A 24,112-nucleotide genomic window follows, 5' to 3' on the forward strand; every position below is an offset into this window, starting at 1 on the left:
TTGATTATTATGTATGTTCAATCAACGATATTAAACAATGAAACAGAGTCGACATTAGAATTTCATTTCCTAAAGTCGACTCTGTTTCATTTAAACTATAAATTTCACTTTACGTTTTTAAATTCATATACTTCCGAATTCTAGCAACATCTAAAGAATATTCAATAACTAATTGCTGTAACGGTAAAATAACTGTGTCAGGATATAAATGTGCATATTGTAATGTTTCTGCATATTTTTCTAACCTTTTTTCTAAATACTTTATTATTTGATCAGGATGACTTACTAATAAACATTTACAATAATAATGTATTTGTTCCTCAATCGCTGTGTATTCTTCAATTTCATATTCTTTATGCATGTGTACACCCCTTTAAGTTTTTTACATGAATTACTTATCACAATTTTCACTCGACAAATTTTAAGTTTTTTGATTATTTACACTATAACAAACAATCAGGGTCAAATTTTGTTACTTTATGTAACGTAGAAAATTTTTAACAAAATTGTAATGTTAACTCCTGCAAAATACATAAAATTTCTTTACTCACTTTTGTATAAAAAAATCGTACAGCTTAATTTAACTGCACGACTACAATCTCTGGCCTATTCAAAATTCTTTGCGGAATGATACTATTTCCTAATCCTCTACTCACTACCATTGATGTATTTTGTTCTACATATAAACCTGCTGTATATTTAGGTAAAACACCTTGATTTGGAGCAACTAATCCACCGATAAATGGCAATCTAACTTGCCCTCCATGAGCATGTCCCGATAAAACCAAATCCAACCTCTCATTCGTATATTCCTTTATAAATTCAGGCCTATGGGATAATAATACATTATATCTATCTGGCTGCATTTCAATTTTTGCTTTTTTAATTTCATCTATTATAATATTTCCTTCATCACGGTTTCCAGTAACAAACTCTGGATCATCAATACCTAGCAAGTTTATTTCTTGCTCACCCTTTCGAATGCCTACATGTTCATTCCTTAAAACATTGACACCATATTTCTTCAACTCTTTTTCTAAACTGTTATACTTTCCAGACCATTGTTCATGGTTTCCTGTCACAAAATATACAGGATACTTATTTACCATTTTTTGTATTAATTGCATACTCACTTCTGCATCGTATGATTTACTGTCAATTAAATCACCCGTAATCGCAATAATATCTGGGTCTATACTTTTTATTTTTTGAATTAACACATCTTGATTATCGCCAAATTTTTTATTGTGTAAGTCTGAAATTTGTAGAATTTTATACCCTTTAAAAGAGGATGGTATTTTACTAGAGGTTATTTTAACCTCAGTTATACTTATTAAATTGTTCTGTAAATATAAAAAGATTGTAAAACCTACTAATATACAAATAATCATTACAATTCTATTAATTTTCTTTTTCATATTTTCTCCTTTACATTCTCATCAAACACTTCTATATGCTAACTGAATTATATTATACTTTCTTGAAATGTATTTAAATCAATATAATAATACAGTACATGAAATTTCGTATGAGATATGTCATATATATTCCTTATATTTTTACTTTTACCTTTTTAATAATAAGAATACAAAAACGACTCTTATCACAAGAAAAGAGTCGTTTTCTAACTTTATACTTTTAATACTTTCATGTTAAAAATGCGAAAACTAAAATACTATTTAAGAGCCTTAACTATAACTTTAGTTGCCTCTGCAATGAGTTGATTATCATAGGTTGCCTCTTTCTCATCTTTACTAGATAAAATTGCGATGATAATTGGTGCTCTATTTGGAGGCCAAACGATAGCAATATCATTTCTTGTCCCGTAACTACCAGCACCTGATTTATCTCCAACTACCCATTCAGTTGGTACGCCTGCACGAATAAGTTTGTCCCCTGTAGCATTTCCTTTCATCCACTCTGTAAGAATTTTACGTTTTTCAGCTGGAAGTGCATTTCCGACCGTAAAAGCTTTAAGATTCGTAGCAATAGCTTTCGCTGTACTAGTGTCACGAATGTCTCCTGGAATAGCTTCGTTTAATTCTGTTTCAAAGCGATCAGACATAGTAATCCGATCCCCCATATGCCTAAGCGCTTTTTCATATCCTTTCGGTCCTCCTATTTTATTAAATAAAATGTTCCCTGCAGTATTATCGCTTGAACGAACAGCTGCCTCAGCAATTTCTCCTAGTTTCATTCCAGTATCTACATGTTTCTCTGTAACAGGTGAATAATCCACTAAGTCTTCTTTCGTATATGTAATTACTTCATTTAATGAATCAATTGAGTTTTGCTGTAGTAATACTCCCGCGGCTAAAGCCTTGTAGGTTGATGCGAAGGCAAATCTTTCGTTAGGTCGATAAGAGATTGTTTGATTTGTACCAGTATCAATCGCATATACACCTAATCGAGCATCAAATTTTTTCTCAAGTTGAGAGAACTCTTTATGCGTTGCCTGATTTTTATGTTTCACTTGACCAGTCTTTTCTTTCGCTTCAACTTGCAGTGCCCCTCCTGTAAAAGCTTCTAGGCTTGTAAGACTTAAACCTAATATACCAACGCATATTCCTATTTTTAGCATCCTCTTATTTTTCAAAATCATCATTCCTTCCAAATTTTTAGCACCTTTTTATACGTACACATAATAGACAATCACCGAACCAAATTTGTTCCATAAACTAAAAAAATTATAGCTAGTATGAGAGTTATTAACAAAATAAGAGATAGTAGCTACGACGCCTCTATCTCTTATTTCATATTTCATTTTTTTACTTATAAATGGCTTTATATGAACAGGGTCTCTTCCCTGAGAAAAGTACTCTAATTTTGCTTAGAACTACCTGTACTAGTAGCTTCACCATGTATACGTTGCTGTTTCAAATCAAAGTATACATCTAATACTTCCTTTCCAATTATAGAATTAATTCCATTTTTATCATCATGAAGCCATGGAACTACTACGGAAAATGCTACTTCTGGATTATCATATGGAGCATATCCAACTAACGTTAAGTTGTAACATTCCATACGTTCTCCTTTTGCATTTCTACCAATCGGGTCATCTCCACCATATACAGTTTGGGCTGTTCCTGTCTTTCCTGCTGGTTTATATGGCGCGTTTTTGAAATATTTCACGCCAGTTCCATCACCTTCTTGGAATACCCATCTAAACCCTTCTTTTATCCGATCAATATGTTCTTTCTTCATATCAATTCGATTTAATACGACAGGCTCTATGGAACGTATAACTTTGCCAACCTCTTCTTTTATTGATTGTTCTCGTATTTCTTGTACAATTTGAGGTTGCATTCTATAACCACCATTCGCAATCGTTGAAATATATTGCGCTAATTGCAACGGCGTATACGTATCATACTGACCGATAGAAAAATCTAGTAAAAACCCAGGTTGACTATCTATTTTTCTCGTTTGTCCAATTATTTCATTCGGTAAATCAATACCTGTTGGGACACCTAAACCAAATTGCTTGAAATAATAGCGCATCGTATCAAATGCTCCTTGTTTAATATCCAATGAGCCATTTGGTACGTAATTGACTCCCGCAATTTTTAAAGCTGTCTGGAACATGTATACATTCGAAGATACTTGTAAAGCCCGTAAATCATTAATATTACCAAATCCGGATACATTCCACGATTTCTTAGCTTGTGTACCTTTAAATTTCATCGGCGCGTCATAAAATTGATCTCCTGGATGTATTGCCCCTGTCTCATATCCAGTTAATAAAGTAGCACCTTTTACAGCTGACCCTAGCTCATACGAAGTTGTCATGTTTCCTAATGCCAAATCCTCAACCTCTATTTTCCCTTCTTTTTCTACAATCTTTTTGCCTGCCATTGATAAAATTTGTCCGTTATTTGGATTCGTCATGACAACAAAAGCTCGATCGAGCAGTGGCTCTGAACTCTTAAAAGCTCTCAAGTTTTTTTCTATACTTTCTTCCACTTTCTTTTGTAATTCCATATCAATCGTTAATGTTAAACTATTACCACTTTTTCCTTTAGAGATTATTTCTGTGCTAACAATGTTTCCTGATTTATCAGTAATATTTTTTACTTCTTCTTTTGTGCCGTGTAATACATCTTCATATCGTTGTTCAATATAACTTTTTCCAACACGATCATTACGGTTATATCCACGTACTAAATAAGAATCTAAATTTTCTTTCGGTAATCCTTCTTCACTACTCGTAATATTTCCTAATACAGAACGAAATAAATTACCGTTTACATAATTACGTTCCCAATCAACAGTTGCATCTACTCCTGGAAAATTCGCAAGATTTTCGCTTATCCGCGCATACTCTTCATCTGTTACATCTTTTTTAATGATTTGTGGTGTTAGTTGATAACCTGAACTCATTTTACTTTTAATAGCTAACACCTTTAAATCTTGTGCTGTTAATTCTGCTAATTCTACCTCTGTAACCCGACCTCGTCTTAAGTCTTCTATTTTTTTATCTAACTCTTTTCCCTCTATACCCTTTTCTTTAAACTTTTCTATATCTTTCTTAGTAATCTTTGTCTCCGCACGTTTCGAATTCAACTGCATCCAAAAATCTTTTTTATCGATATCTGTTAATTTATTTATATCTTGTTCAGGCATTTCAAGTACTTTCGCCAAGTCTTTTGCTGTTTTTAAAATATCTTCACTCGTAATTCCCTTCACCCTTGTATACGTAATTGTGCGAAGAGATTTATTATTAACAACTGTTTTCCCTTCTCGATCTAAAATTTGTCCACGTGGAACTGGAATACTAGTTATTGCATTTTGACTACTTTCCACTTGGTTCTTATAAGCCTCTCCCTCAACGATTTGTACCTTTCCTAGCTGCATAATAATAGCTGAGAATAGTACAAATATGCAAAGGAACATTATATTTAATCGAATAGATATATATGTCTTCTGCTTCTTGCCTTTTTGTCCTTTCATAAATCCTCCATTTAATCCTTTCAGGAATTGCTACAAATACTAAAAGCATTCCTTATATATTAGATACCGATAATCGGTTATAAATATCGCCTCAATTTTTTTCTTAATCCTTGTAAGCAACCATTCCTTTTCGTTTAGCTACGGAATTAATAACTCTCCCTTCTTGTTTTCTCTCTATTTTTTTTGCCACTTGCATTAGAAGTGCTAAACTGTATAATAACTCTTATTAAACTTACATATAAACTTGCTAGTAAATTTTCATGCTAATTATTCCTTTCTTCATGCTGTAATACTTAATAGACAACCTAAACAATAAAGTTGTTCCACATTTACAAAAAAAATAATTAAATATAAGATGAAATAGGCTACATAAGGGAGGGTTATATGTTACATACAAGAAGATGGAGATTTTTTGCGGTTCTTTCTATTGTAGGTTTGATTTTACTAATTTTATTAAAAATCAACTTCTTTTCAATTACTATCGCAACTTCTTCAGCTGAAAGAGGAAAGATTTTTGATAAAAATGGTGTAATGCTAGCTACAAATAAGAAAGTTAAGTCTCTATATTGCACTTCTAATGATGAAAAGCTATCGAAACAAGATACATCAAACACATTAGCTTTTTTTAACCAATTTTCAAGCGAGTTTCAACATGATATTTCTACAGAGAACATAAAATCTCAATTACAACAATCTTGTAAAAAGAAGACTATGAATGATATACCGTTATACTCTGATATAAATGAGAATGAACTTGCATTCATAAACAAAAACAAACCCAATAATGTAATAATTAAAGATGAATGGATTCGATATTACCCTAAACACGAAATTGGTTCACAAGTAATTGGGTATGTAGAAAATGACCTTAAGTCCAAGCATATGGCTGTTGGAAAAAGCGGGATTGAGCTGCAATATGAAAATGATTTAAAAGGAAAACCAGGCAAAACTCTTATTTTTAAATTGAATAATAAAAAGTTCTTATGGAACATTCAAAAAGTACAAAAAGGAAAAGATGTGCGGCTAGCTTTAGACTCTGAGTTGCAGCAAAAGGCAGAAGAAGCATTAAAATCTCAAATTAAGAAAACACCTGATGCTAAAGCTGGTTATGCTATAGTGAGCGATGCAAAAACTGGCGCAATTTTAACTATGGCCAACTCGGTAGCTTTTAATCCAAATATATTAAATACACATGTATCTTCTAGAAAAGAAAACATTAAATCTCTTTCGCAAAATAAAGCAATTCAAAAATTAAAGTATGGTGAATCTTATGTAAATATGGCTTCTACTATAAAACCACTCACTATTTTAATTGGATTAAATGAAAAGCTTTTCCAACCAGAAGATACTTATTTAGATAAAGGTACTTTTCAGTATGATAATCAAAATAACATTACGAATGCGCCTGGAACACCAACAGGGGAGATTACACCGAGGCAGGCTATCATTAATTCATCTAACACATTTATGACAGCAAAAGTAGCTCTGCCCTTATTCAACCAAAATAATGGAAATATAGAAAAAGTGGCACATATATGGACAGATTATTTAATGCAATTCGGCCTACGTTCTAAAACTGGGATTGATTTACCCTTTGAAGAAGACGGACAATATGAATTCCATCCATCTAATAAATTTGAAAATGGGATTTCAGCTTTATTAAATGCCTCTTGGGGAGGAAATGAAGTGCATACTCCTCTTCAACTCGCTCAATATGCAGCAACTTTGGCAAGTAAAGGCGACAAATATAAACCTCAAATCGTAAGTGCGATTATTGGTCAAGATGGTAAGGAAACCAAAAAGTTTAAACCCATTTTAGAAAGTTCAAATCGTTACCCGATGAACTTTTGGAGTGTCGTGCAAGGTGGGATGAGTCAAAATATAGAGGAAATTAAAAAGTTGCCCTTTGACGTCGCAGGTAAAACAGGTATTACAGGTTTTCCAAATGAGCAAGCAAGAATGATAAATCACTCTCTTTTCATTGCATATGCTCCTACGGAAGATCCACAAATTGCCGTTTCTGTCGTTATCCCTGGTAGTAATTCAGAAAAAAACATTGCCGCTCTCGTTACATCAGAAATTTTAGAGTACTGGAATACTCTTCAAAACGAAAATAAAAATAAAGAGGAAGGTTCACTTTAATGAACCTTCCTCTTTTACCATATAGAATCTATATTTATTATTTTCCATATACCTTCATTATTCTTTTCGAACATAAATGAATATTTAATATCAGTTAAAACATACTCTTTCTGTACATATCCAGTATTACCGTTAATTGTAGATATTTTTATATATCCATTATTCTGTACTTTTTCTGGAATCCAAGCTTTTACCATTTCATTAGATACTTCATATAAAACTTGTGATTCTCGCTTTGGTTCAGCTAAAATTTTCGTTTTATTTCCAGTAACAGTTGCATATATAAAATGCGCTTGGTTTGGTTGGTTACTTTCTGTCAATCCACTTGGTACTTTATATACTTGCTTTGTATCTTTTGCAAACTCTCCTCCCATTGTAAGGGCGACTTGCAACTCATGAAAGATATCTTCATCAAACTTCAGTTCATCCTTCCTATAACTCTTTCCTTTAAATAGAACTTCATCATTTAACGCTTTGTACAAGTTATTTTCATTTTTTGAGTTCGTACTTTGATATAGTTCATTCATAAATTGTTTTAATGATGGATCTTGAGCAGACTCATCTTTTGTTTTAGGCTTAATTTGAGTACTACTTTGTACCGGCGATTTATTATCATCAAGCCAAGGTTGTTGAACAATGAAAAATAACATTGTACAAACCAAAACAACTACAATAGGTAATGCTTTTTTACGAAATGGTCTTTTATGTTTTTCAAAATCCACTTCATTATTTTCATATATAGACTGCTTTATTTTAGAAATAAATTCTTCTTCATCTTTACGATTCTCCATTGGGCCTTTTTTTATTTTTCTATACCAGTCAGGATTTTGTTTATTGTTCATCACTACTACCCTCCCCTATTAATTTTGAAACCTTACTTCTCGCTCTACTTAATCTCGATTTTACAGTTCCAATGGATACTCCTAATGTTTCAGCCATTTCTTCATAAGATAATTCATATTTTGCATCCAATATAATTATTTCACGGTGCTTTTTAGGTAGTTCTAATACCACCTTCCACACATCATTCATTTCTTCTTGCTTAAAAAATTCTTGTTCTGCTGACAAGGATTGCTTATCGTCACTAAAAAATCCTATTAAAGATATCCTTTTAAAATAGGAGGATTTCAAATAGTTTATTGCCGTATTTCTTGTGATTTTTAAAATCCACGTTTTAATAGATGACTCCTTTCGAAATGAATTCCAATTTTTAAACACCTTTATAAATACATCTTGCGTGATATCATCTGATAAGTGTGGATCTTTCGTAATAATAAATGAATAATTCCATACATCTTGCCAATAGTCTTTTATAACATAGTCCAGCTCATCATGATTACACTTTTCAATAAACGTCTGTTCCATTTCCACACCTCAAACTTATTTGAATAAACATAAAACTGCCCTCACTTTTTTATTATGGTTTCAATATATAGACAAAATACAAGTTTCATTTGTTCCATTGTTTATCTTTTTTCAGGCAGAATAATACTACTAAAAAACAAGTAAAGCATACAATGATAAAATTCTACTCATGAAAATCTGTTTTTTGAATTTAACGTAACACTCCACTTGTCCATTTCAATTTGCTATCTCCTTCTATTTGCCATTAACAATGTCAACTTTTCTAGAATCACAGCAAAAAAGCATTCTTTCTAATCGAGAATGCTTTTTTGAAATTTAATTGTTCTATATTTTCCCCAATTTATATCTTTGAGTTAAGCAAACCTGTAATAAATTTAGTCAAAAAATTCACCATATAATTAAGTATTATTTCTGAAATACATGTTTTACTTTTTCACCTGGAACGTTACTTCCTCCTCTTCCTTTTACATCTTCAATCATCATTGTAACAATCATGTCTGGCGCATTTGCATCGAAAGCTGCGAACCATCCCAGTTCTTTTCCGTCTGCTTCTTTCGACTCTTTCAGTTCTGCTGTACCAGTTTTACCAGCAAGCGTCACACCATCAACCTGTGCAATTCTCCCTGCGCCATCAGGGTCATTAATGACTTTGATTAATGCACTCTTTAATATCTCTTGATTCTTTTTAGAAACCACATTTTCTTTCCAATTCCCCGCTACTTTTGCTTCTTTTAAAAGATGTGGCGACGGAATATTCCCTTCATTTACAATCGGTGCATATGTTAATGCTAAATGAAGTGGTGTCATTAATACTTGTCCTTGTCCATAGCCCGTGTCTGCAAGTTGAATATCGTTTTTTATCCCATCTTTTGCAATGATTGAAATAGGAAGTTCGTATTCGATTGGTAATTTTTCATGAAATCCGTACTTTTTAAATTCATTTACATACTGATCTTTTCCCATTTTCAAAGCTTGTTGAGCAAAATAAATATTATCAGAGTACTTCATTGCCTTATCAAAATCAATTGGACTTGCATCCTTTACACGCGTTACATAGTAATTTCCCCAAGACGAATCTTTTGTCCACTTCAATCCTTGAATTTTAAATTCTTCCTTCGGATTTATTGTGTTTGTTTCCAAACCAATTGCACCTGTGATCGTTTTAAATACGGAACCTGGTACAAATGCTTGTGTAAAGCGATTCGTCATTGGTAGTTTCGAGTCGTTACTCCATGCTTCTCGCTGGGCTTTCGATGCTCCTCTAACTATTATATTTGGATTATAAGCAGGGCTACTTACAAGTGCGATTGTTTCACCTGTTTTAGGATTGACCGCTGCACTAGATCCTGCTTCAGTTTTCATCTCATTAAAGATTTTTTCTTGAATTGCAGCATCAATTGTTAACGTAACATTTTCTCCTTCTTTTGCTTCTTTTTTTGCTACGTTTTTAATCTCTTTCCCCTTCTCATCTTCTATAAATACGCGTCCACCCTTTTCACCACGCAATTTATTTTCTAACACTTTCTCTAAACCGGTCTTACCTACTAAATCATCTGCTTGATAACCTTGTTTTTGAAGTGATTTTAACTCCTCCGCATTCACCTTTCCTATGTATCCAGTTAAGTGTGCCGCTGCTTCACCTAATGGATACGTACGAATATTTACTGGGTGAGATGAAACTCCTTCTAATTCAATATAATCATTCTGTCTGGTTCCCTCTTTTAAAATACCAATTGGTACAAAGGAGTCTGGTTTTATCCATTTTGCTGTGAGCTTTTGTTCGACCTCTTCTATAGACATATCAAGTAATTGTGCTACTATTTCTTTCGTTTGCGCTGCTGTTTCGCCTAGTTTCTCTGGAATAATTCCAACCTCAGTCGCTTTACCATTCGTTGCAAGCCCTTTTCCATTTCGATCATATATTTCTCCGCGTTTTCCTTGCTCTATTTGCATACGTACTTTGTAATCTTTTTTCATTCCTGGAAAAATGAAGTCTGGTGTCCAATCTATTTTCCAAGACTCTTTATCTTTCACAAGTTTTGCTTCATGGATGAATGAAACTGATCCTACATCCGTATCCATCTTAACTTCAAAAAGAAAAAGCTCTTTATCTTTCGTATGCTCTCCTTTCATTTTAACTTTTAAATTATTAGCTCCAATCCCCTCATAGATTTTTTGATATTTTTCTGTGAATTCTTTTTTAGAAATTGATTTTTTTGCATGATCTGATAAATGATCATACATATTTGTAAATTTTCTATCATTCCATAAATTGATATATTCTTCAAATGCTTGTTTTGGCGGTTCGTTTTTATTACATCCTACCAACATAACCGCAAAACAAACGAAAAGCAGCATCCATAATTTTTTCAATTCAATCTTCTCCCTTAGTTAAAAATGATGATTCCTTTCTTAATTTATTTAATAAAAAATGTTCTAACGCTTAATAGACAGTGAAAGTAATGATATTGTTCCATATTTACAAAAAACTAAAAAAGAGTGATAAGAATTCCGTAAATTTGGAATCCTCATCACTCTCATTTGATATTGTGCAAATCATGAATATGAAATAAGAATTTCTAATTTTTAAAAACAATTTCAATTTTCCGACTAACGGGATAAAAATCATGTATTTGTTCTATTTTTAATAATTCATAAATTCGTTGAAATGTTCGCATCAAATTCATCTGATGTTTTGGTATCTATTTTTCTCCCATCAATTGTCATCTTTATTTTTTGTTTTTGGTTTGCTGTTACCACCCAAGCGTTCGGTAAATAACGATCTTCATGGGATAATGTAGACGGTGAATTTATAACCTTTCCTCCTAAATATAGCGTAGCAGAAGAACCTCCATCCATTGCCATTGCATTTATAGCTCCTTTTTCATATAAAATATCTTGACACTCTTTCAACGTAGCTCCTATACTATGTGTCTGTCTACCGTCAATAACTAGAAACATAATTGTACCATCTTCTTTTTGGGCCATAATACTTCTTGGAGCCGACCCCCAACCGCCGTCTCCTTCTGTAATCATTTTTTCTCCATTTACAATTAACTGTGGCATAAATCCAGCTGCGGAAACGACTTGTTTATCCAACAGTTGTTGGGTAGAATAATTTCCTGTTATCATTTGACCAAACTTTGTTAATCCCGTAATAATTGTAAGGGCATTTCTATCCATATTTGTATCAATAGCTTTCCCATTTTCTATCACAATTCCAGTAGCAACATTTCCTCCACCCCTTCCTGTTTCGTCAGCAAATCCACTTGCATTCACAGCAACAAGTGCATGATTACGTTTTGCCATTACACTAATTTTTTCTCCCCTGTTAGCACCCTGTGTTCCTTGATGGCTAACAAGTTTAACATTGAAAGGATTACTAATTGTTACTAACTTTCCTTCGAAAAGAAAGCGACTATCTTTATTACTTTTAATTGTTTCTACATCAATTTCTAATGGCTGATTTTTTAATTCTTCTAATCTTTTTCCTACTATTTTTTTATAAATATGCTCATCACTGTTTGACCATTTTGGATGATTAATTCTATCTTGCAGTTTATCTAGTTCCTTTTGGGATAGGAATGTATATTTCGCATATTGTGGATGCTGAGAAGTTAATATACTCCCAGCGATTGTTATACGAAGCTCTCGGCCATAGCTAGTACCAAATAGTATTCCTACGCCAATAATCATTAAAATAGAAAATAGAAGCAAAATTCGTTTGAAAATTTTTCTTAGATGTTTCATAGTTTTATCCTCCAGCATTCATTACATTCAATAAATCCATTAAAATATTATTTATCTAAAGACAAAAGTGTTTGATTTCCTCATGCCTGAATTCCCCACTATGTTTTAGCAATTAAGGCAACATACTTATTCCGGATTTCGTTTTTTTAGTGTATATTTATAAATTTAATAACGTTTTTGCAACCATGAAGTAAATTATTAATCCTGTTCCGTCAACAAATGTTGTAATAAATGGACCTGAAACAACTGCAGGATCTAGTTTTAATTTTCTTAGAATTAAAGGTAAAACAGCTGCTACAAGAGAAGCCCAAATAACAATAAATAATAAAGTAATTGCTACAACTTGCGCAACTTCTGCTCCAACTCCTAACATATAAGCACGAATGAGCCCAGCTATCCCAAGTGCAAGTCCAAGAAGCATACCAATTGCAAATTCTTTTTTCATTACACGGAAAATGTCTTTAAATTTTAACTCTCCAATACCAATTGCACGAGTAATTGTTGCTACAACCTGTGTTCCTGTATTCCCTCCAGTACCTACTAATAATGGAACAAAGAAAGCAAGGGCAACTACAGTTTCAATTTCGTCTTCAAAATACTTTAATACTGTACCTGTATATGCCTCAGCAACAAAAAGAAGTAATAACCATGGTAGACGTTTTAGGAAAATGCTCCAAATACTAGCTTCAAAGTAAGATTGATTCAATGGTTCACTTCCGCCTAACTTTTGAATATCTTCTGTAGCTTCTGCTTCCATAACATTCATTACGTCATCAAATGTTATAATACCAATCATTTTATTATTTGCTGTTGTGACAGGTATTGCTGCTAAATTATAATTCAGTAGCTTTTTTACAACTTCTTGCTGGTCAACTTCAGCGTGTACTGAAATTACCTCTGGCATCATGATAGTAGATAATATCTCTTCATCTGCTGCTAGTAATAACTCATGTATGGAAACGATTCCCTCAAGATAACCATGACTATCAAGAACATAACTATAAGATATTGATTCTACATTTTCAGAATGTTCCCTAATGTACTTCAATGTCATTTTTACTGACCAATTTCCTCTAACTGCAACAAAATCACTTGTAACAAGACTTCCTGCCGTTTCAGGTTTGAAAGTCATTAATTTTTTTACGTTATGTTTTGTAATTTTATCTAGATACGCCATTAATTTAGCCTGTTCTTCCGGATGAACCGCTAGAAGTAAATCTACTAATTCATCAATCGGTTGTAAATTCAGTAACTTTTTAGCTTTATTTTCAGATAAGTGAATTAAGATATTATATTTTTCTTCTGCACTCATATATTGAAGAACTTTAGAGCTTTTTAATACAGGAATCGTATTTAGTAATATGACTTGATCTTCAATTGAAAACTGTTTTACTTCTTGCGCAATATCATACGACGGAAGACGTAAAACTTTCTCTGCATCCAAGTTATTTTTGGTTATAAGTAATTCCTTTAATAATTTCTTCATGTTAACTCCTCCTCATATTGCTAAGGGAGACTCTAGAGTTTCATGAGTGGTTTTGTTTTATTTTATCTGTCTTAAATTTTTTATTAGAGCAATAATAGTTACATTGCAATCAATTCATTAGTTAGAATTACCTCCTTTTTGAATATAGACAAGATAAAAATAAATAACATTAAACAGAAAAACCTTTACTCAAAAAGGAGTAAAGGTTTTTTCACAATACAAATAAATGATTATTAAGACAGCTCTGCCGAAATCACAGAGGTGCCTTTCTATCAAATCGTATACCACTCCCTCGTTGAGTTTTAGCACTGTATAGCATAGGTTTTTATAACCAGCTACATTAAGAAGGGCCTTAATCCGACCGTTCCTGTTGACCCATTGGCGTCTCTCGACATTTTTGGGCAGCAGCGTTTCTCTATACAGGAGCCTCACCTAACAAAGTTTATTGAATTACTTCAAAATTTAAACCAGAATTTAATATTTGTCAACTGACTTTCAATTCCATTCATAAAAAAATCTTTTATAGAAAATGAAATTATATTTTATTATAAATTTAAAATTCCCCTTAAAAAACATAGAATTCAAATAGATTTAATTCGAAGAAACGTAATAAAACATATGAAACTTATTGTTTTTAATCAAATTCCAACTTTATAACAAAAGATGAATAATTAGTCATTCTGTATATCAAAAGAACATTCACAAAAAAATCTTCTTTTATGATTAAAATCTTCTTTACTGTTTATCAAATTTATATGGTTAAACTACTTAATCAAACGATACACTACAAGTCAAAAATATGTACTTATACAGAATGATTACAGACATTTTTTCATATCATTTCTCAAAGGACTATAAAGCAATAAAACAAATAAAATTAGCAATATGGTTGCTTGACAAGCAAAAAAAATATATTTATGCTTGCTACACGAAACAAACACATAAAATTTATATTGCTTAACCTGTTAGGTGAGGCTCCTATGCAAACACAGGCTATTGCCCAAAAATGTCGAAAGACGCCAATGGGTAGAACAGGAATTGTCGGATTAAGGCTCTTCTTAAGATAGCTAAGTAATGAATTTTCATTACTTTACGTTGTATAGTGCCAAAGCTCTACTAGAGGGAAAAAAGCCTTATTTAGTCATGCCATTTTGAATCCCTCTAGTTACATACTAGGGGGATTTTTGCGTAAAAAACAGGGAATAAGTGATAGAATCTTTCTAAACAAAAGTCATATTTAGTAATTAACGGGAACAAGATTCTATTCATTAGCAAATGTAATATTATGTTTTGTTTTAAATCAGGAGGATATTAAAATGAAAAAAATATTAAAAATCGATTATCTATTGCTCCTTCCTCTATTCATAACATGTACTTTAGGTATTATCATGATGTATAGTGCAAGCTCCATTGTCGCTGTTCAACATTACGGTTATAACAGTAGACATTTTGTTGATTCTCAATTAACAAAGCTACTTTTAGGAACACTAGGATTAATAATTTGTGCTTTACTCCCATATGAAATATGGAAAAAACGAATAGTCTCAATCTGTATTATGGTTGGGGGGATTTTTTTATTAATTATGGTTTTATGGAAAGGAAAAGTGGTAAATAATGCTCAATCATGGATCTTTGGAATACAGCCAGCTGAATTTCTAAAGTTAGGAACAATCCTTGTAACAGCCCGTTTTTTTGCATTGCGACAAGAACAAGCTAAAAATAACTGGAGTGGTATCGGAAAACTTTTATTTTTTTTAGCTACAATTTTTTTTCTTATCTTTAAACAACCAAATTTAGGATCTGCACTTTTAATATTAGGTATAGGTTTTAGCATATTTCTTTGTTCAGGAATAAATATAAATCTACTAATCAAAAGAACTACCATCGGTTCTATTTTATGGTTACCTATTTTATATTATTTGATTCAATATAGTTTATCAGAAGTTCAAAAGACACGTATTACTACGATTTTCAATCCCTTTCTTGATGCGCAAGGAAATGGATACCAGCTTGTAAACTCTTTTATTGCCATGGGCTCTGGAGGAATCACTGGTCGTGGATTTGGAAATAGCATACAAAAAACAGGTTATCTTCCAGAACCACACACTGATTTTATAATGGCAATAGTTTCTGAAGAACTAGGATTTATTGGTGTATTTATTCTATTGGTTGGAGTTTTGACTATAGTACTTCGCTCCTTAAAAATTGCACAATTATGTGTAGATCCTTTCGGCAGTTTTATAGCAATTGGTATAGGATGTATGATTGGTATGCAATCAGTTGTAAATTTAGGTGGTATTACGGGACTATTTCCTCTTACAGGTACTCCATTTCCATTTGTAAGTTTTGGTGGCAGCTCTTTAATGGTGAATTTAATAGCAATAGGAATATTGCTTAATATCTCAATTTTCAATAAAATAAGACTTTCTCCTTTTTAAAATCTATTGTACTATAGTCATTTTTGTTACATTTAGAGAGATTATACAGGCTTTCATAATGATTTGATCAAACTGTAGATTTATTAATTTTAAACGAACATTTAAAATATTTTATAGCATAGAATAGACAGTATACAGTAGACACCACTAATATCTACTAGGTGAATAAAAAGAAGGAGAAAATAAATGACTCTAAATATAAATAGAGTATTCCCACGTAATTGGTATGCTGTGAGTTATGCAAAAGATATAAAAAAGATTCCAGTAAAAAAAAGAGTTGCTGGCAAAGATTTTGTATTATATCGGGATAAAAAAGGCGAAGTTCAGGCTCTATCACCTTACTGCCCTCATCGTGGCGCTGACTTATCACTGGGACAAGTAGTAAATGGTAAACTAGTCTGTCCCTACCATGGTTGGGAGTTCGATAGTTGTGGTACTTGTGTAAGAATTCCATCCCAACCCAATAAACCTATCCCGAAATTTGCTCATACCTTCTCATACCCTGTAAAAGAAAAGATTGGGTTGATTTGGATATACCCTGATAGTGAGGAAACTCCACCTGAATGGAAAACTTTTCATGTAATGGAGAACACTCCTTTTAAACTCTCTTTCTTCCACGCCACTTGGAATGCACACCTTACTCGATCAATCGAATCTGTGCTGGATATTGCTCATCTTGCTTATGTACATAAAAAAACGATTGGTAGAAAAACAAAAGCCGAATCAACCAATTATAAGCTGGAGGGAACACTGGATCAGTTTATATTCTCAAATGGTAATGCTTACCTTGAATACAAATTCCCACATCAGTGGATGCTTCACAGTGGCAAACAGGAGAATGAGTCATTTATTCAGTACATTACGTTTACACCAATTGATGAAGAAGAGACATTAATTATGGGATATACCGGAAGGACATTTTTAAAGTACTTCCCTTTACTAGACCAAATTTTAGCTAAATTTAGTTTAAGAGTACTAAAAGAGGATCAAATTATTGTAGAAAGTCAACATCCTAGACCTATACCAGAAGCTTTAAAAATGGAGGCCCATGTTCATGCAGATATGGCTCAAGTTCAGTTTAGAAAACGTTGGTTTCAGTTTTTACAAAATGGGTCTTGTTTTTCACTTGATTAAAGGCACGTAACGCAGTATTAAATATAGGTGTAGTGATGTTGATAGACGTGGATGCTACCCCATCGCCATCAAGCTAAAATTTTATAGTACCCCCTGAACCCAATTTTGTACTAACTCGTAACAAAAAATCCCTTCAAAAAAAGAAAGGCGCCTATGCACCTTTCTTTTGTAATTCATTCTCACTCTCTTAGCATTCAGAATCCCTTATGAATCACTTTAATGCGTCATTGTACGGACCTAATTACTCTTTAAAAAAGTAATAATTTGTCTCCTTACTTTTCAGTAACATATTTCCTCTTATTATTAAAAATAAGTCGTTTCTGCTTAATATTTTTACTATAACTCTAACTAGTGCTAACCAAAGGATCATAATAAGCCAAATATAATTTATTAATCACGTTTAAAGTACATAAGTCTGCACTGATTGAAAATGCAGAACCAGCATTAATATCGTTTAGCGTATTCCTAATCCGCTAACGACTTAAATCACCTTATTTCACTCTCTTCGGTAAAGCTGGGCCTGAATGTTCAATTACTGAATGAACATAAACATTAATGTCAGCATTACTAAAATAATTTTCACCTTGATCCCAATTCTTACTTATTTTCTTCCATTCTTTATAATTATTCCGCTTATATACTTCTCCTAATGCTAATACATCCACCTTATATTTTTTTTGAACAACCTTTATTGATTTTTGAATCCTTTGATCCATCTCTTTTGAAATATCCTTCGTTAAGCGTTTTTTATCTCCATGCTCAAATGTTTTCAATTATTTTTGTTTCTCCAGATTTATTATAGAATCTTTCATCTAAAATTAGTCTGTTTTACCAGTTAACATAGAATTTGACAGACGAATAAATTCTTCTTTGCGATCTAAAAAAATGTATGTGCAATAAGAGTTATGTTTAACATTAACAAAACACTTAATATAACCAATAAACCATACACCCAAAATTTACTTCTTCATTGAAAAAACAACATTTTTAGCTAGATGTAGTAAGTTATTTTAGGATGAAAAATTTAAAATATCTATCTTTATATACAGTTCAATATATTACTACAATTTTAACAAAGGACCACAAGCAATTGTAAAAGAGAAAATGAAAAAACAACTTAAGTTTTACCCTATACAATCATTAAAATATATTAAATTTATTGTTGTATTAATTACCAATAAGAATTTCATAAAGAAAGCACAGACTTATTAAGGCACATATTTATCTAACCTACATAAAATAAAGATGTACAATTGCCTACTTTATGAATTTTTTATAATGATATATAGAAAGGATTCATTAAGTTATGTTTGTTGGGAAATAACATTTATATTTCTTCTAAAATAAACAGGGTACAAATTACACATATCAGCCTGTTTATTTTAGAGAAAAGTTGTTTATAAGTAGTTCTTTTCTTTAAAAGAAGGAACTACATTTTTTAAATTAAATTTCTACATGAATAAATTTAGCACGGGAAAGGAATTGAACTTATGTCTAATTTAAATTTCATTTCTGATCAATTTGCTGCAATTCTTAAAGGAAAGAGTAAAATAAATCAAGGTGGTTGTTCGGTGTCTTTTCACCGCAATTTTAAGGTCCTGGTTCAAGGAAAACCAAGTGCCTATGTAGTTCCCGTCGGAGTAAGTTTTGAATCGTTGGATCAAAATGGCAATGCATTAAATTTAGGAGAAATCGCGGTTCTACAAGAAGAGATCCCTGCATTTATGAAATCAATTGTACAACAAGGAATTATTGTCAGTGCTTTACATAATCACTGGTTATACATGAATCCCTTAATTATGTATATTCATATCCAATCGGTAGAGCACCCGTTACATTTTGCAAGAAAATTGGCAAATTCATTTTTATCGTTAAGCAGCTATCCTGTTACTAATATCGAAGGGCAATAATTTATCTACAATCATAGATATGATAATAATATGTACCAGACTCCATGCACGTTGCGCTTGTATAAATAGTATTATCTAATGTATCTTCTTCCGTTATTACTCCTCCTTTTGGAACCTCACAATTTTACAAAATACGAAAAATGACCGATATACCCTCTTCTTCGTTATCTATACCCTGAATATTTTATTTACCATACGCTGCTCGTATAAACCTTGATGGTGGGGTGAAATCTCCATTAAGTCCCATTGAACCTGAACCTTGTCCAAAAGCACTTAATGGTATATTCCCCTCGCATGGCTGCGATTTAAGACCTATATATTGTCTTAAATTTTGTAAATGCCAATTAAACTCAGGACTATTAGTCACTACTCCTTGTCGATTCTAATACAATAGATTCACCCCATTTATCCGATAAAATCCAATGTAATGGTGGAGTAACTCCTAAAGCAGGTAATGGTACCTCCCAAAAGGAAATACTAGCTACAAATTTCTTTAACTCTTCAACAGATTTGAATTGTGTCTTTTGAAACCAGAAGAAAAGCCAATAGATTTCTGAAAACTGGGCGTATGATTTGATATTGTAAAGCCCTCAGGCATCAATTTGTTCATCACCTATCATCATGTATCCCTTGGTTGAAACCATCAGCTTTTCTGTACCTCTTCCCAGTCGATAGCTCGAAAAGTTATGAGTGTTGAGCTCAACTTAACGACGACGAGAGCTGCTCCCCAATTAGTGATGAAACCCATTATCACATTTCGTATCATGTGGCATAGGTCCATCCAAGGAATCCAGAAAGGCAACGGCCTGTTTGAGGTTCCTCAAAAATAAATGCGCGAGATCCATAGAAAACCCGTTTCGAACCACAACGCGCATAATCGTCACTGCTTCTAGGTCTGGAGGCAATGGATATGCGGGTACTTGCCAGCCGAACACACGCAATTGTCGAGATAAATCATAAAGGTTCCAGTTTAATGTGTAACCTTTTTTCAGTTGCCAAGCGAAAACCGGAATATCCGAACCATCGGACAAAAGTTCGAACGGTTCCATCTCCTGAATTGCCTTGCTAAGAAAAAGAGCGACCTTCTGAGAAGCCCTTTGGACATCATAGTACCCACTTTTCCCCAAACGCAGGTAATTGTAATATTGTAGGAGCACTTGTGCGCCAGGACGTGAAAAATTCAGGGCAAAAGTCGGCATGTTTCCGCCTAAATAGGAGACGCGGAAGATTAAATCATCGGGGAGATCATCAGCTTCCCGCCAAATTATCCAACCCAAGCCAGGATAGACTAATCCATATTTATGTCCCGATACATTGATGGACTTCACCCTCGGCAACTGAAAATCCCAGACTAAATCTGGTTGAAGAAACGGTGCTATAAATCCGCCCGAAGCCGCATCTACATGCATAGGAATGTCGAGTCCCGTCCTCTCCTGTAAATCGTCCAACGCTTTTGCAATGGCGGCAACCGGTTCGTAAAGTCCGGTATAAGTCTCACCGAGAATCGGTACCACACCAATCGTATTTTCATCCACGGCTGCAAGGACCCCTTGAGGATCTAATCGGGGATGCTCAGGGCTAACCTTCACATAGCGTGGTTCAACCTCCCAATAGTTCGCAAATTTTTCCCAAACGACTTGAACAGCAGAACTAAACACAATATTAGGCCGATCCACCGGCTTACCCTCTCTTTTTCGTGCATTTTGCCAGCGTCTCTTTAACGCAAGCCCCCCGAGCATACAGGCTTCCGACGATCCAGTTGTTGAAACGCCCATAGTTGTAAGGGGGCTGGGGGAATGCCAGAGGTTGGCTAAAATGCGGACACACCGCTCCTCAATTTCAGCTGTCTGTGGATATTCGTCCTTATCAATTATGTTCTTATCAAATGCTTTAGCATATAAGTGCTCTGCGGTAGGTTCCATCCATGTACTAACGAATGTTGCAAGATTCAAGCGTGCATTGCCATCAAGAGTCATTTCATCATGGACGATTTGATACGCTGTTTCTGGTAACATGCCTTCATCAGGCATGTGAAAGCGCGGAACGACTGATTCTCCTTTGCGGGCAAAAAGAGGATTTATAGAAAATTCGGGAGGCAGCTCCATTTGCACGTGACGCGGTAGATATTGTGGATTATCTGGCATAACCTCTTTTCCTTCATATGTATCGTTTTGCACTTCTTCTTTTCGATCCTGCGGCATACTAGTCCCCCTTAATTAATGGTTTAACAAATATATTATTTACAAAAAAACATTTGCTAAACCAAGGGACAATTCTAATAAAAGGTGATGCCATCATTCAAAATAAAGGAGTATAGTTTTTGATTATAAAATAGAAATTGATTTATATTTTAATGAAAATATTGAATATTTTTAATATAATTATTGAGTTATGTTTTTATAGAAACTTAAGGGGTATGATTATGGAGTTTATTACTTTTAAAGTAATTTGTATCTTTTTATTTTTAATGCTTATGACTTCTATAGAAGTTTTAGGATATGGAGTTCAACTTGTTGGAGCGAAATTAGCTTTAGTTGCATCGGCTTTTGCTAAATATAATATTATGTCTTTAATTGCTCGATTTTCTAATATGTTTCAACAACCATTTACTGTTTCTTTAGTTGATAGTACAGCAAAAAATGGTAGATTAGAATTACTAATTAAACAATTAGATTTTTGTTATTAGGTTCTACTATGGGAGTAATACTTGGAGGGATTATTAGTACCATTTTTTATGAAAGTTCTTTCTAAAGCGCTAATACCATTGTCAAAAGATGGTTCGTTTTTAAACATGTTCAAATTAATATGTTCACAAAAGAATTGATGCAACGTTAAAAAGAATGAGCCCGGTACAATACCGGACTTATATTCATACAACCGCTGTACTTTTCTGTTTAACTGTTGGGATTCAGTTCATAATGAAACATATTTTTACATAAAAGACTTTCGTATATAAATTTTTCAAATGATTTATTAGCGAATTGTTGACTAATATCACTTTTTTGAGTGAGTAATTTTTCAGATTGATGATGTAATGAATTTTGTTCGTTTCTTTTATGTAAAATATTCTAGTTTTGCATTAGGAAAGAACTGTTTCATATAGGAATACAGATAGTTTTTTATATCCTCTTCTTCTTCTTTTTGATAAATGTATTTTCCGATTCCATATTTCCCCCATTTATACCTTCTTTTCTCTTCATCTAATTCTAATTTTGTCATCGGGTAGTTTTTTTCAATCACTCTCTTAGCTGGCTTTGTAAAACGATGTTGAATAAATTCAAATGTAATATCATCCCGTGCATCAAGAGGTAATTCAGCATTTAGGCGTTCAAACATATGATAGTATCCTTCCTTCCAGCCTTCATGCAGGTAAATAGGAGCTACAATGAAACCAAGAGGATATCCAGCTCTAGCTACTTTTCCTGCTGCCTCAATTCGTTTAGCTAAGGGAGAAGTTCCTGGTTCAAAGTTTTTAATCACATAATCAGCGTTTACACTAAAGCGAAATCTTGTTTTTCCATTATGTTTAGCATCAAGTAAATGATCTACATGGTGAAATTTCGTAACAAATCTCAATTTCCCATATTCAGATTCTCCAAAATGCTCAATGGCCCGTTTAAGGGTATGCGTTAAATAATCGATTCCTACAATATCTGAAGTACACGACGCTTCAAATCTTGTTACTTCAGGTGCACGCTCTTTCATGTATTTATCAGCAGCATCTAAAATTTCTTCAACATTTACATACGTTCGTATATAAGGCTTACTTCCCATCGTTGTTTGTAAATAACAATAATGACAATGCCCCATACATCCCGTTGCAAAAGGAATTGCATACTCTGCTGAAGGCTTGGAAGTATCAAATTTCAGTGTTTTTCTAACACCAACAACCAGCGTGGATTTTGCTACTCGATACTTTTGAAAATCGTTATCCCCTGGCAAATCTCTTACTTGATTATGGGAAGTAGTATGTCGAATTTCAACATCCATCTTTGAAAACTTCTCAAACAGCTCTTTCCCCAAAGGATAATCTAATGCTTTCGGTTCAAAATATACGAGCTTAGGCATAAATGGCTTATTCATTCAAACATCACCTCTGAAATATCACCATAATAGTAAGTGTAAGCTTGGTTTGCCTCATCTTCGGTAGCATATATAGCCATCTCATTTGTTAGTGGATAATACGTTTCGTAAAGAAATAGTGCTAATTCATTAGGTCTTTCAGGATTATTTACAACTGCTGCAGCTTGTATGTTAGCTACGTCTTGAGTATGAGGATTTCGGTAAAAAATATAAACAATGTCACCAGCATGATACGTATTACTTTCAGAAGAAAATTCCATTCCATCACCATCTCATTTCATAAAATTCAATGCTCACAGTTTTACTTTCTAATTTCCTTGTAGTGTAACTATTTAATTACATTGATAATGATTACGCCATACAAACATATTTTGAAAAATGAATAATAAATGTACTCCCAAAAAGGCAAGCATATATCAATGCTTGCCTTTCGTTCTAACGACGATGTTCAACAAGATCGATTACACCTAAAACGACGTGTGCTAAACCAAAACCAAATACTGTATTTGCAATCATTTTATTAGTTCCACGAGTTTGTTTAAGAGCATAACCTGCTGCTGTCACTGCTGTACCTAAAGCTGTTGGAATTAATCCTTCACGAATGTCCACAGTGATGCCTCCTTGTTTCGTAGTTAGTAAATTTGTTTTAATGACTCGAAGTAAAGTATTAAAACAAGTATTAGTATTTTTCTTTTTAATAAAATTATGTGAAATTCTTATGAATAATATTTTAAATCCATAACAGCTATAAAGATTGAAAAAATTATTAATTAACAAATAAGAAAATATCTTCAAAACGTATTTTTATATGAAAATTTTATACCTCAGACAAAAAAATCTTTGCGAAAATT

At 33.0% G+C, this 24,112-nt stretch carries 18 protein-coding genes, 3 pseudogenes and 2 riboswitches; of the genes and pseudogenes, 5 read left to right on the forward strand and 16 right to left on the reverse strand.

Features of this window, described 5'->3' with window-relative positions:
* Positions 1-109 precede the first annotated feature (109 nt).
* From D1166_RS22605 to D1166_RS22620, 4 genes are all read right to left on the reverse strand, one after another.
* Positions 110-361 carry a hypothetical protein gene (locus D1166_RS22605; protein WP_000548621.1) on the reverse strand — a complete coding sequence of 84 codons (252 nt, stop codon included), beginning with the start codon at positions 359-361 and terminating at the stop codon, positions 110-112.
* Between the two features lie 214 nt (positions 362-575).
* A complete protein-coding gene (locus tag D1166_RS22610; protein ID WP_000727188.1) occupies positions 576-1,418 on the reverse strand; it encodes a metallophosphoesterase in 843 nt (280 codons plus the stop codon).
* A gap of 257 nt (positions 1,419-1,675) precedes the next feature.
* Positions 1,676-2,602: a class A beta-lactamase Bla1 gene (gene bla, locus D1166_RS22615; RefSeq protein ID WP_118043436.1), complete on the reverse strand. Its 927-nt coding sequence runs from the start codon at positions 2,600-2,602 to the stop codon at positions 1,676-1,678.
* Positions 2,603-2,820: 218 nt separating this feature from the next.
* Complete coding sequence (locus D1166_RS22620) at positions 2,821-4,953, reverse strand: peptidoglycan D,D-transpeptidase FtsI family protein (protein WP_048568129.1); 2,133 nt, start codon at positions 4,951-4,953, stop codon at positions 2,821-2,823.
* Between the two features lie 384 nt (positions 4,954-5,337).
* On the opposite strand from D1166_RS22620, the gene D1166_RS22625 reads away from it, so the two are divergent.
* Positions 5,338-7,095 carry a peptidoglycan D,D-transpeptidase FtsI family protein gene (locus D1166_RS22625; protein WP_061139277.1) on the forward strand — a complete coding sequence of 586 codons (1,758 nt, stop codon included), beginning with the start codon at positions 5,338-5,340 and terminating at the stop codon, positions 7,093-7,095.
* Positions 7,096-7,109: 14 nt separating this feature from the next.
* Here the strand turns inward: D1166_RS22625 and D1166_RS22630 are convergent, their stop codons facing one another.
* From D1166_RS22630 to mgtE, 5 genes are all read right to left on the reverse strand, one after another.
* Positions 7,110-7,937 carry an SH3 domain-containing protein gene (locus tag D1166_RS22630; protein WP_001060751.1) on the reverse strand — a complete coding sequence of 276 codons (828 nt, stop codon included), beginning with the start codon at positions 7,935-7,937 and terminating at the stop codon, positions 7,110-7,112.
* Positions 7,927-8,460, reverse strand: a complete 534-nt coding sequence (locus tag D1166_RS22635) for an RNA polymerase sigma factor (RefSeq protein WP_000438327.1) — start codon at positions 8,458-8,460, stop codon at positions 7,927-7,929. Before D1166_RS22635 ends, D1166_RS22630 begins: the two co-directional genes overlap by 11 nt.
* A gap of 405 nt (positions 8,461-8,865) precedes the next feature.
* Positions 8,866-10,833: a penicillin-binding transpeptidase domain-containing protein gene (locus D1166_RS22640; RefSeq protein WP_097861711.1), complete on the reverse strand. Its 1,968-nt coding sequence runs from the start codon at positions 10,831-10,833 to the stop codon at positions 8,866-8,868.
* 279 nt (positions 10,834-11,112) lie between these two features.
* Complete coding sequence (locus D1166_RS22645; protein WP_097861712.1) at positions 11,113-12,210, reverse strand: phosphodiester glycosidase family protein; 1,098 nt, start codon at positions 12,208-12,210, stop codon at positions 11,113-11,115.
* Positions 12,211-12,367: 157 nt separating this feature from the next.
* On the reverse strand, positions 12,368-13,696 hold the full coding sequence (gene mgtE, locus D1166_RS22650; RefSeq protein WP_000734820.1) for a magnesium transporter: 1,329 nt from the start codon (positions 13,694-13,696) through the stop codon (positions 12,368-12,370).
* Between the two features lie 281 nt (positions 13,697-13,977).
* Positions 13,978-14,143: riboswitch (M-box (ykoK) riboswitch) on the reverse strand.
* Positions 14,144-14,650: 507 nt separating this feature from the next.
* A riboswitch (M-box (ykoK) riboswitch) is annotated at positions 14,651-14,827 on the forward strand.
* Positions 14,828-15,012: 185 nt separating this feature from the next.
* Here mgtE and D1166_RS22655 point away from each other — a divergent pair.
* Together D1166_RS22655 and D1166_RS22660 are read left to right on the forward strand one after the other, a co-directional pair.
* Entirely contained in the window at positions 15,013-16,134 is a 1,122-nt protein-coding gene (locus tag D1166_RS22655) for an FtsW/RodA/SpoVE family cell cycle protein (protein WP_000722102.1), read from the forward strand.
* A 186-nt stretch (positions 16,135-16,320) separates the two neighbouring features.
* Positions 16,321-17,268, forward strand: coding sequence for an aromatic ring-hydroxylating oxygenase subunit alpha (locus tag D1166_RS22660; RefSeq protein WP_098318676.1), 948 nt, complete (start codon positions 16,321-16,323; stop codon positions 17,266-17,268).
* Between the two features lie 241 nt (positions 17,269-17,509).
* Here the strand turns inward: D1166_RS22660 and D1166_RS22665 are convergent.
* Positions 17,510-17,578: pseudogene (locus D1166_RS22665) on the reverse strand (HXXEE domain-containing protein); the annotation flags it as partial.
* 181 nt (positions 17,579-17,759) lie between these two features.
* Positions 17,760-18,020 (reverse strand): annotated as a pseudogene (locus D1166_RS22670) (Ger(x)C family spore germination C-terminal domain-containing protein); the annotation flags it as partial.
* Between the two features lie 738 nt (positions 18,021-18,758).
* Here D1166_RS22670 and D1166_RS22675 point away from each other — a divergent pair.
* Positions 18,759-19,178: a DUF1259 domain-containing protein gene (locus tag D1166_RS22675; RefSeq protein WP_000067577.1), complete on the forward strand. Its 420-nt coding sequence runs from the start codon at positions 18,759-18,761 to the stop codon at positions 19,176-19,178.
* A gap of 4 nt (positions 19,179-19,182) precedes the next feature.
* Here D1166_RS22675 and D1166_RS31890 read toward each other — a convergent pair.
* A pseudogene (locus D1166_RS31890) lies at positions 19,183-19,702 on the reverse strand (linear amide C-N hydrolase); the annotation flags it as partial.
* A 207-nt stretch (positions 19,703-19,909) separates the two neighbouring features.
* A complete protein-coding gene (gene gad, locus D1166_RS22685) occupies positions 19,910-21,379 on the reverse strand; it encodes a glutamate decarboxylase (RefSeq protein ID WP_061139279.1) in 1,470 nt (489 codons plus the stop codon).
* A 221-nt stretch (positions 21,380-21,600) separates the two neighbouring features.
* On the opposite strand from gad, the gene D1166_RS22690 reads away from it, so the two are divergent.
* Positions 21,601-21,864: a lipid II flippase family protein gene (locus tag D1166_RS22690; RefSeq protein WP_000394421.1), complete on the forward strand. Its 264-nt coding sequence runs from the start codon at positions 21,601-21,603 to the stop codon at positions 21,862-21,864.
* Positions 21,865-22,232: 368 nt separating this feature from the next.
* Here D1166_RS22690 and splB read toward each other — a convergent pair whose 3' ends face one another.
* From splB to D1166_RS22705, 3 genes are all read right to left on the reverse strand, one after another.
* Complete coding sequence (gene splB, locus D1166_RS22695) at positions 22,233-23,261, reverse strand: spore photoproduct lyase (RefSeq protein ID WP_001039638.1); 1,029 nt, start codon at positions 23,259-23,261, stop codon at positions 22,233-22,235.
* Positions 23,258-23,521 (reverse strand): transcriptional regulator SplA domain-containing protein, encoded by a 264-nt coding sequence (locus D1166_RS22700; RefSeq protein ID WP_098318677.1) that lies wholly within the window; start codon positions 23,519-23,521, stop codon positions 23,258-23,260. Before D1166_RS22700 ends, splB begins: the two co-directional genes overlap by 4 nt.
* Positions 23,522-23,696: 175 nt before the next feature.
* On the reverse strand, positions 23,697-23,870 hold the full coding sequence (locus D1166_RS22705; protein ID WP_000354585.1) for a hypothetical protein: 174 nt from the start codon (positions 23,868-23,870) through the stop codon (positions 23,697-23,699).
* Between the last annotated feature and the right edge of the window lie 242 nt (positions 23,871-24,112).

The sequence above is a fragment of the Bacillus sp. ISO11 genome (assembly GCF_003458115.1).
Taxonomy (GTDB): Bacteria; Bacillota; Bacilli; order Bacillales; family Bacillaceae_G; genus Bacillus_A; species Bacillus_A cereus.

Bases quoted from the DNA above. Each gene is read 5' to 3' on its own strand.
- D1166_RS22605 (WP_000548621.1), bottom strand. From the start codon at position 361: ATGCATAAAGAATATGAAATTGAAGAATACACAGCGATTGAGGAACAA.
- D1166_RS22610 (WP_000727188.1), bottom strand. From the start codon at position 1,418: ATGAAAAAGAAAATTAATAGAATTGTAATGATTATTTGTATATTAGTA.
- bla (WP_118043436.1), bottom strand. From the start codon at position 2,602: ATGATTTTGAAAAATAAGAGGATGCTAAAAATAGGAATATGCGTTGGT.
- D1166_RS22620 (WP_048568129.1), bottom strand. From the start codon at position 4,953: ATGAAAGGACAAAAAGGCAAGAAGCAGAAGACATATATATCTATTCGA.
- D1166_RS22625 (WP_061139277.1), top strand. From the start codon at position 5,338: ATGTTACATACAAGAAGATGGAGATTTTTTGCGGTTCTTTCTATTGTA.
- D1166_RS22630 (WP_001060751.1), bottom strand. From the start codon at position 7,937: ATGAACAATAAACAAAATCCTGACTGGTATAGAAAAATAAAAAAAGGC.
- D1166_RS22635 (WP_000438327.1), bottom strand. From the start codon at position 8,460: ATGGAACAGACGTTTATTGAAAAGTGTAATCATGATGAGCTGGACTAT.
- D1166_RS22645 (WP_097861712.1), bottom strand. From the start codon at position 12,210: ATGAAACATCTAAGAAAAATTTTCAAACGAATTTTGCTTCTATTTTCT.
- mgtE (WP_000734820.1), bottom strand. From the start codon at position 13,696: ATGAAGAAATTATTAAAGGAATTACTTATAACCAAAAATAACTTGGAT.
- D1166_RS22655 (WP_000722102.1), top strand. From the start codon at position 15,013: ATGAAAAAAATATTAAAAATCGATTATCTATTGCTCCTTCCTCTATTC.
- D1166_RS22660 (WP_098318676.1), top strand. From the start codon at position 16,321: ATGACTCTAAATATAAATAGAGTATTCCCACGTAATTGGTATGCTGTG.
- D1166_RS22675 (WP_000067577.1), top strand. From the start codon at position 18,759: ATGTCTAATTTAAATTTCATTTCTGATCAATTTGCTGCAATTCTTAAA.
- gad (WP_061139279.1), bottom strand. From the start codon at position 21,379: ATGCCGCAGGATCGAAAAGAAGAAGTGCAAAACGATACATATGAAGGA.
- D1166_RS22690 (WP_000394421.1), top strand. From the start codon at position 21,601: ATGGAGTTTATTACTTTTAAAGTAATTTGTATCTTTTTATTTTTAATG.
- splB (WP_001039638.1), bottom strand. From the start codon at position 23,261: ATGAATAAGCCATTTATGCCTAAGCTCGTATATTTTGAACCGAAAGCA.
- D1166_RS22700 (WP_098318677.1), bottom strand. From the start codon at position 23,521: ATGGAATTTTCTTCTGAAAGTAATACGTATCATGCTGGTGACATTGTT.